General features: G+C 67.3%; 10 protein-coding genes. 6 read left to right on the top strand and 4 right to left on the bottom strand.

From position 1 onward, the window contains the following. Positions 1 to 99 precede the first annotated feature (99 nt). Positions 100 to 795 carry an ankyrin repeat domain-containing protein gene (locus AAHM44_RS24325; protein ID WP_342251603.1) on the bottom strand — a complete coding sequence of 232 codons (696 nt, stop codon included), beginning with the start codon at positions 793 to 795 and terminating at the stop codon, positions 100 to 102. Between the two features lie 88 nt (positions 796 to 883). Continuing rightward, on the bottom strand, positions 884 to 1,087 hold the full coding sequence (locus tag AAHM44_RS24330) for a CsbD family protein (protein ID WP_269574468.1): 204 nt from the start codon (positions 1,085 to 1,087) through the stop codon (positions 884 to 886). Between the two features lie 91 nt (positions 1,088 to 1,178). Here AAHM44_RS24330 and AAHM44_RS24335 point away from each other — a divergent pair, with 91 nt between their 5' ends. Next, entirely contained in the window at positions 1,179 to 1,775 is a 597-nt protein-coding gene (locus tag AAHM44_RS24335) for a class I SAM-dependent methyltransferase (protein WP_269574467.1), read from the top strand. A gap of 113 nt (positions 1,776 to 1,888) precedes the next feature. Here AAHM44_RS24335 and AAHM44_RS24340 read toward each other — a convergent pair whose 3' ends face one another. Then, entirely contained in the window at positions 1,889 to 2,665 is a 777-nt protein-coding gene (locus AAHM44_RS24340) for an alpha/beta hydrolase (RefSeq protein ID WP_269574466.1), read from the bottom strand. After that, positions 2,665 to 3,669: a sulfur carrier protein ThiS gene (thiS, locus tag AAHM44_RS24345; protein ID WP_342251604.1), complete on the bottom strand. Its 1,005-nt coding sequence runs from the start codon at positions 3,667 to 3,669 to the stop codon at positions 2,665 to 2,667. Before thiS ends, AAHM44_RS24340 begins: the two co-directional genes overlap by 1 nt. A gap of 80 nt (positions 3,670 to 3,749) precedes the next feature. Between thiS and aroQ the strand changes: the two genes are divergently transcribed. The 5 genes from aroQ to AAHM44_RS24370 all read left to right on the top strand — a co-directional run bounded on the left by aroQ (position 3,750) and on the right by AAHM44_RS24370 (position 7,800). Continuing rightward, positions 3,750 to 4,184 (top strand): type II 3-dehydroquinate dehydratase, encoded by a 435-nt coding sequence (aroQ, locus tag AAHM44_RS24350; RefSeq protein ID WP_269574464.1) that lies wholly within the window; start codon positions 3,750 to 3,752, stop codon positions 4,182 to 4,184. A gap of 35 nt (positions 4,185 to 4,219) precedes the next feature. Then, on the top strand, positions 4,220 to 4,705 hold the full coding sequence (accB, locus tag AAHM44_RS24355; RefSeq protein ID WP_184169532.1) for an acetyl-CoA carboxylase biotin carboxyl carrier protein: 486 nt from the start codon (positions 4,220 to 4,222) through the stop codon (positions 4,703 to 4,705). Between the two features lie 5 nt (positions 4,706 to 4,710). Further along, on the top strand, positions 4,711 to 6,063 hold the full coding sequence (gene accC, locus AAHM44_RS24360; RefSeq protein ID WP_342251605.1) for an acetyl-CoA carboxylase biotin carboxylase subunit: 1,353 nt from the start codon (positions 4,711 to 4,713) through the stop codon (positions 6,061 to 6,063). Positions 6,064 to 6,192: 129 nt separating this feature from the next. After that, positions 6,193 to 6,531 carry an arsenate reductase (glutaredoxin) gene (gene arsC / locus AAHM44_RS24365; RefSeq protein WP_342251606.1) on the top strand — a complete coding sequence of 113 codons (339 nt, stop codon included), beginning with the start codon at positions 6,193 to 6,195 and terminating at the stop codon, positions 6,529 to 6,531. A 186-nt stretch (positions 6,532 to 6,717) separates the two neighbouring features. Next, positions 6,718 to 7,800 (top strand): GGDEF domain-containing protein, encoded by a 1,083-nt coding sequence (locus AAHM44_RS24370; protein ID WP_342251607.1) that lies wholly within the window; start codon positions 6,718 to 6,720, stop codon positions 7,798 to 7,800. Positions 7,801 to 7,859 lie beyond the last annotated feature (59 nt).

A 7,859-nucleotide genomic window follows, 5' to 3' on the forward strand; every position in this document is an offset into this window, starting at 1 on the left:
GAGCCCACCACCAACCTGTCCCCCGGCGAAGGCCGGGGTCCAGGGTTGCTCCGCCGTTGCGCTTGTGGCTCTGGGCCCCGGCCTTCGCCGGGAAACAGGTCAGCGGGAGGAGAGGCTCACCAGCCCCTCGGCGATTCCCTTCCACACCGGATCGCGCTTCCGCCGCAGCAGCTCTACTGCCGTCCGCCCTTCGGCATCGGCAATATCCCCCCGCGCGCCGGCCGCCACGAACATCGCGAAATGCCCGGCCGCGCTGCCCTTCCTGAGCATCAGGTGCAGCGCGGTCCGCCCCTTGCCGTCGCGCGCATCGGGATTGGCGCCGCCATCCAGCAATTCCTCCGCCGGACCGAACTTGCTCCAGCCCACCGCCCCCAGCAGCGGGGTCTCGCCGCGGCCCGCGCCTTCCTCGATATCCGCGCCATGCGTCAGCAGCAGCCGAATCGTCGCACGATCCTCGTTCCAGGCGGCGGCGAACAGGCAGAAATCGGGATTGCAGCCACGCTTCAGCAGATATTCGGCCAGCGGATAGTTCTGGCCGCGCGCGATAGAGAACCAGAGCGGCGTGGCCCGCCATTCCCCTTCGGTGAAAGCGGCATCGTCCAGTCCCAGGCCCAGGCCGAGCAGCAATTCCGCCATCGCGATCGGCGTGCCGGGCACCGAACAAGCCAGGTGGAGCCAGTTCCGCCCACGCTCGTCGCGTTGGCCAAGCAGGTCGGGACGTAGCGCCAGCCCCTCGCGCACCTCCTCCACCCGGTGGCCACGCACGCTTTCCGTGAGGCTGGTCTTCGAAACCATGGCCGCATCCTAAACGCGAGCACCCGCCATACAAAGAGGCCGCCCCGGTTTCCCGGAGCGGCCTCACCCGAGTATCCGCCTGGGCGGATCAGATATCGTCGCCGAGAGCGCCCTTCACCTTGCCGATGAACTGCTGGCCCTTGCCCTTGAGCTCCTGGGCCTTGCCCTCGGCATCCAGCTTGTCGTCGGCATGGGTGCGCTGCGGGTCGGCGGGATCGCCGGCCACGGCCTGCTTGGCCTTGCCCACCAGCTCGTTGACGTTGCCCTTGATCTTGTCGGTAAGTTCGCCCATGATTCCAGTCTCCTAGCCGCGGATTGGCGCTTGGCCGCGCTTGTCATCCGTCCGACTGAAACAACGGTCCGCGCTGGAAATGGGTTCCGTCATGCCTGAGCGGATTGCCGAACATTATGAAAGACATGCGCACGCGTTCGACCATGAGCGGCGCAAGCGCTTCGCCGAACGCGCCTGGCTCGACCGATTCCTGCTGGGGGTGACGAAGGGCGCACCGGTGCTCGATCTGGGCTGCGGGGCGGGCGAGCCGATCGCGCGCTACCTGATCGCCCATCATCATCCGGTCACCGGCGTCGATGCCTCGCACGAGATGATCGCGCTGTGCCGCACCCGCTTTCCGCGCGAGCGCTGGATTGTAGCCGATATGCGCAGCGTGCCGCTCGACACCGCCTATGGTGGGATCATCGCCTGGGACAGCGCCTTCCACCTGCCCGCCGACGACCAGCTTGCCCTGATCGCGCGTCTAGCGCCCTGGCTGGCGCCGGGTGGCACCTTGCTGTTCAACACCGGCCCGGCACGCGGCACCGCAATGGGCTGCCAGTTCGGCGAGGAGCTCTTCCACGCCAGCGCCGATCCGGCCGAATATCGCGCGGTGTTCGCGAAGACTGGCCTGTTCGAAGTCGCCTACAAGCCCGAGGATGCCGCGATCGGCGGAAGATCGGTGTGGCTGGTGCGGCGGCCCCATTAGATCTGTACAACATCTCGTCACCCCGGCCTTGAGCCGGGGTCCCGCTGCCCTATCCTGACAAAGAAGAAGCGGGATCCCGGCTCAAGGCCGGGATGACGTAAGAAAACCCGGCCTCACGGTGCCACCTTCTGCAGGAACGCCAGCACCGCTGACCAGGCCGGCTCGGAGCCGTCCGGGTTCTTCGCACGCAGCAAGGTCGACGAGCCGTGCACCCCGCCCAGCTTGGGCACGAACTGCTCCTTGGCACCGGGCACCGCGGCGAGGATGTCGCGCGCCGCGTCGATCTCGTGCCCGTCCTTGGCGGAGGTCGCGAACACCGGCACCCGCACCTTGGCCGCAGCCTTCGCCACCAGCGTCTTGTCGTCGAAATATTCGCCCGGCGAGAAGGCCATCACCGCCCGCAGCTCGGGATGCTCGGCCGCGAGCAGAAATACCAGCGATGCCGAATAGCTGCTGCCCCACAGGATCACCGGCAGCTTCTTCGCCTCGGCCCAGGCAAGCGCGGCCTCCAGATCCGGCTTCGCCGCCAGATATTCGGCCGGAGTCGCGACATGGCCCGGCTTCACGCCCACGCCCTTGGCGGTCGCGTTTCCGCCGAACAGCTCGCCGCCGGCACGCTGGTCGATCCGCAGCGAGGCATAGCCCCAGGTGGCGAGGCGCGGCGCGATCGTGGCGTATTCGTCCTTGCCCGATTCGGCCTGGTGGAAGAGCAGGATCAGCGCCTTGGGCTTCTCCACGCCGGTATGGACGCCGGCGATCTTCACGCCGTCCGCCGCGGTGAGCGTCACCGGCTCGGCCGAGATCGAGCGTGCCTCCTTGGGCACGTTGGCGGGCTTGGGATGGCAGGCCGAGAGCGCCAGCAACGCAAGCGCCGCAGCAGCGCCCCGCATCAGATCAGGCCTGCCAGCGGGCTCGACGGATCGGCATAGCGGCGCTTGGCCATGCGCCCGGCACGATAGGAAAGCCGGCCGGCTTCCACTGCCGCCTTCATCGCAGCCGCCATCAGGATCGGGTCCTTGGCCTCGGCGATCGCGGTGTTCATCAGGATGCCGTCGCAGCCCAGCTCCATGCCGATCGCGGCGTCGCTAGCGCTGCCCACGCCGGCATCGACCAGCACCGGCACCTTGGCGCCTTCCACGATCAGCCGGATCGTCACCTGGTTCTGGATGCCCAGGCCCGAGCCGATCGGCGCGCCCAGCGGCATGATCGCCACCGCGCCCGCATCCTCCAGCCGCTTGGCGGCGATCGGATCGTCGACGCAATAGACCATCGGCTTGAAGCCTTCGTTCGCCAGAATTTCCGTGGCCCGGAGAGTCTCGACCATGTCCGGGTAGAGAGTCCGCGCCTCGCCCAGCACTTCGAGCTTCACTAGTTCCCAGCCGCCCGCCTCGCGCGCCAGGCGCAGCGTGCGGATCGCCGATTCGGCGTCGAAGCAGCCGGCGGTGTTGGGCAGGTAGGTGATCTTCTTGGGATCGATATAGTCGGTGAGCATCGGCGCGTTCGGATCGCTGACGTTCACCCGGCGCACCGCCACGGTGACGATCTCGGCGCCCGAAGCAGCCACCGCTGCCGCGTTCTGCTCGAAATCCTTGTACTTGCCGGTGCCGACGATCAGCCGCGAGCGGAAGGTCTTGCCGGCGACGCTCCACGTGTCTTCGTCCACCGGCTTGCCATGGTCGCCGCCACCGACGAAGTGGACGATCTCCAGCTCGTCGCCATCCTCGACGACCACCTGGTCCAGTGTCGAGCGCGGAACGACCTCAAGGTTGCGCTCCACCGCCAGCTTGGCGGGCACCAGGCCGAGCTCCTCGGCCAGCTGGGCGATGGTCAGGCCGGCCGTCACCCGCTTGTGCTCGCCGTTTACGGTGATGGAGACGGTGCCGTCGCTGTGCATGAACTGTCCTTGGAAATTGATCGGAAGCGCGGGCTCATATAGGGAAGCCGCTCCCGCGCCCGCAACCGAAAGGCTTGGCCTTGGCCAACACGATCTACGTCCTCAACGGTCCCAACCTGAATCTGCTGGGGCTGCGCGAGCCGGAGATCTACGGTTCGGACACGCTCGACGACATTGCCGGCCGGCTGGAAGACCGTGCCAAGGAGCTCGATCTCGAGATCGACCTGCGCCAGTCCAACCATGAGGGCCATCTGGTCGACTGGCTGCACGAGGCCCAGGCGCGCGGTGCAAAAGCCGTCTTGCTGAATGCCGGTGCCTTCACCCATACCAGCCTGGCGCTCTACGATGCGATCCGCTCGATCAGGACGCCGGTACTCGAAGTCCATCTCTCCAATCCGCTTGCCCGGGAGGAGTTTCGCCACCACAGCTATGTGGGCATGGCCGCCAAGGGAACCATCTCCGGTTTCGGGGCGCTGTCCTACATGCTTGCGCTTGAAGCCGCCGCGCTCCTCTGACAAAGGGCGCGGTTTCATCGGAAGAACGAGATCAAATGGCAGACAAGAACGACAAGGCGGGCGCCATGCAGGTTGATATCGAGCTGGTGCGCCAGCTCGCCGCGGTGCTCGACGAAACCAATCTGACCGAAATCGAGGTCGAGGACGCCGACCGCAAGGTCCGCGTCGCCCGCACCGTGCAGGCTGCGCCCGCGATCATGCAGGCGCCGATGGCCGCGCCCGTGGCCGCCCCGGTTGCCGCGCCCGCCGCTGCGGCTCCGGCCGCCGAGGCGGCGCCGGTCGCCGCGCTCAACGCCGTCAAGTCGCCGATGGTCGGCACCGCCTATCTCGCGCCGAACCCGGAAGCCGCGAACTTCATCGCAGTCGGCCAGTCGGTGAAGGCCGGCGACACGCTGCTGATCATCGAGGCGATGAAGGTGATGAACCCGATCCACGCCACCTCGGCCGGCACGGTCAAGGCGATCCTGGTCGACAACGGCCAGCCGGTCGAGTTCGACCAGCCCCTCGTGGTGGTCGAGTAAGCGCCTTGCCCGAGATCAAGAAGCTTCTGATCGCAAATCGCGGCGAGATCGCGCTGCGCATCCATCGTGCCTGCCACGAGATGGGCATCAAGACCGTCGCGGTGCACTCCACCGCCGATTCGGACGCGATGCATGTCCGCCTCGCCGACGAGGCGATCTGCATCGGGCCGCCGGCTGCCGCCGAGAGCTATCTGAAGATCGACCGGATCATCGCCGCGGCGGAGATCTCGGGCGCGGATGCGATCCACCCGGGCTATGGCTTCCTCTCGGAGAACGCCAAGTTCGCCGAGATCGTCGAGGCGCACGGCATCATCTTCGTCGGCCCCAAGCCCGAGCATATCCGCACGATGGGCGACAAGATCGAGGCGAAGCGCACCGCCGGTGCGCTCGGCCTGCCGCTCGTCCCCGGCTCGGACGGCGCGATCAGCGATGTCGAGGAAGCCAAGAAGATCGCGGAAGCTGCCGGCTATCCGGTGATCATCAAGGCCGCGTCGGGCGGCGGCGGCCGCGGCATGAAGGTCGTGACCAACCCGGCCGATCTCGAAGCGCAGATGCTCCAGGCGGGCAGCGAGGCCAAGGCCGCCTTCGGCGACGCCACCGTCTATCTCGAAAAGTATCTCGGCAACCCGCGCCACATCGAAGTGCAGGTGTTCGGCGACGGCAATGGCAACGCCATCCACCTCGGCGAGCGCGACTGCTCGCTCCAGCGCCGCCACCAGAAGGTGCTCGAGGAAGCCCCCTCGCCCGTCCTCTCGTCCGAGGAGCGCGAGCGCATCGGCGGGATCTGCGCCAGGGCGATGGCCGACATGGGCTATCGCGGCGCCGGCACGATCGAGTTCCTGTGGGAAAATGGCGAGTTCTACTTCATCGAGATGAACACCCGCCTGCAGGTGGAGCATCCGGTGACCGAGGCGATCACCGGCCTCGATCTCGTCCGCGAGCAGATCCGCGTCGCCGAGGGCCATGGCCTGACGCTGCGCCAGGAGGACGTCGTCTTCCGCGGCCATGCGATCGAGTGCCGCATCAACGCCGAGGACCCGCGCACCTTCGCCCCCTCGCCGGGCCTGGTGAAGGGCTATCACGCGCCGGGCGGCATGAACGTCCGCGTCGATTCGGGCCTCTACGCCGGCTACAAGGTGCCGCCCTATTACGACTCGATGATCGCCAAGCTGATCGTCTACGGCACCACCCGCCAGGGCGCGCTGCGCCGCCTGCGCCGGGCGCTGGAGGAGTTCGTGATCGACGGGATGAAGACCACCATCCCGCTCCACCAGGCGCTGCTCGACGACCCCGAGTTCCAGAAGGGCGAGTACACGATCAAGTGGCTCGAAGAGTGGCTGGCACGCCAGGACGACTAAGCGTCATCCCGGCATCCTATTTCCTCCGTCATCCCCGCGAAGGCGGGGATCCAGAGTCAGAAGCGGTACAGCAGAGAAACCCTGGATCCCCGCCTTCGCTGGGATGACGAGCGGTTGGGGCAAGCGAGCATGAAGGCCACGATCTACCACAATCCCCGCTGCTCCAAGTCACGCGAGGCGCTGGCGATCCTGAACGAGACGCCGGGCATCGAGGTCGAGATCATCGAGTATCTCAAGACCCCGCCGAGCCGCGACACGCTGAAGGACCTCTATGCCCGCGCCGGCATGACCCCGCGCGAAGGCCTGCGCATCGCCGAGGACGCCGCCAAGCCGCTCAAGGGCGCGGACGACGACACCATCCTCGATGCGATGGCCGCAAACCCGATCCTGATCGAGCGCCCGCTGGTCGTCACCGAGAAGGGCGTTCGCCTCGGCCGCCCGCCGGAGAATATCCGATCCATCCTATAATTTTCGGCCCGGACGCCCGGTTATCCACGGCTTTCCGAGCTTTGGTGGCCTGAAAATTAACGATCCGCCGCGTAGCATTCTCGTCGAAACGGGGGTGGAAATGCCGGTAAGGTTCAGGAATTACAGGAAAGGTCCGAAACGGGAGGCCGTGCGACTCAGCACCGGCCGAATTGGCGAGTCGCGGGCATGAACGCGCCTGTCTCGCTCCATTCCCCGCTCGACCGCCTCACCTCCTGGTTCCGGCGCAGCGACGGCACCGAATCCGATCGGGTCGCGCAGTATCGCCTGCGCTACGAGCAGGTCGGCGCCCTGCTGTTTCAATATGGTCTCGAGCCGACCACGACCAATTTCGACTTCGCCAGCCGCTTCCTCGACGGCAATGATACCGCGCTGATCCAGGCGGCCCAGACGGTTCTCGAATTCAAGGGCAAGCTCAGCGACCGCGACGTGGAGCGGATCGTCGAGCGCTGCACGCCCAACGACACGCCCGACAAGCTCGACAAGCTCACCCGCCAGCTCGAGGCCAAGGTTGCCGAATGCCTTGGCGCCGTCGGCGATGCCTCGGCTTCGACCAGTGCCTATTCGACCGCGCTCGGCGAAGCCGCCGGCCAGATGGAGAATGAACCGGCCGAAGCCTATCGCCGGCTGCTTTCGGCGACGCTCGACGTGGCCGAGACCACGCGCAGGATCGGCGGCCGGCTGGAGCGCACGCGCGAAGACACCAAGCGCCTGCGCGCCGATCTCCAGCGCGCGGTGCGCGAGGCGGAGGAGGATCACCTCACCTGCCTGCCCAATCGCCGCGGCTTCTTCACCCGCATGGAGGAAGCCCTGGCCCGCACCGACGCCGCGCCCTTCGCGCTGGCGCTCTGCGACATCGACAATTTCAAGGCGATCAACGATCGCCACGGCCACCAGACCGGCGACCGGGTGCTCCGCTTCGTCGGTCGCACGCTGAGCGAGTTCCTCGGCCGCCGGGTGACGGTCGGCCGCTATGGCGGCGAGGAGTTCATCTGCCTGTTCGAAGGCAGCGATGCCGAGGATGCCGCGGACACGCTCGACGCCTGCCGCGCCAGGCTGCGCGAACGCATGCTGCGCGACCAGACCACCGACATGCCGATCGGCCGGATCAGCTTCTCCGCCGGCGTCACCACGGTCACCGGCGATCCAAGCGAAGCGCTGCGCATCGCCGACGAACTCCTCTATGCCGCCAAGCACGCCGGCAAGGACCGGGTGGTCACCTCCACCAGCGCGATCGCCTCGGCGGCCTGACCCTGACAGCTTCCCGGGGGGGGGGCGGCGCCCGGGGGCGCCGGCCACGCCCGGGAGGG

Source organism: Sphingomonas sp. OTU376, from assembly GCF_038440415.1.
Taxonomy (GTDB): domain Bacteria; phylum Pseudomonadota; class Alphaproteobacteria; order Sphingomonadales; family Sphingomonadaceae; genus Sphingomonas; species Sphingomonas kyeonggiensis_A.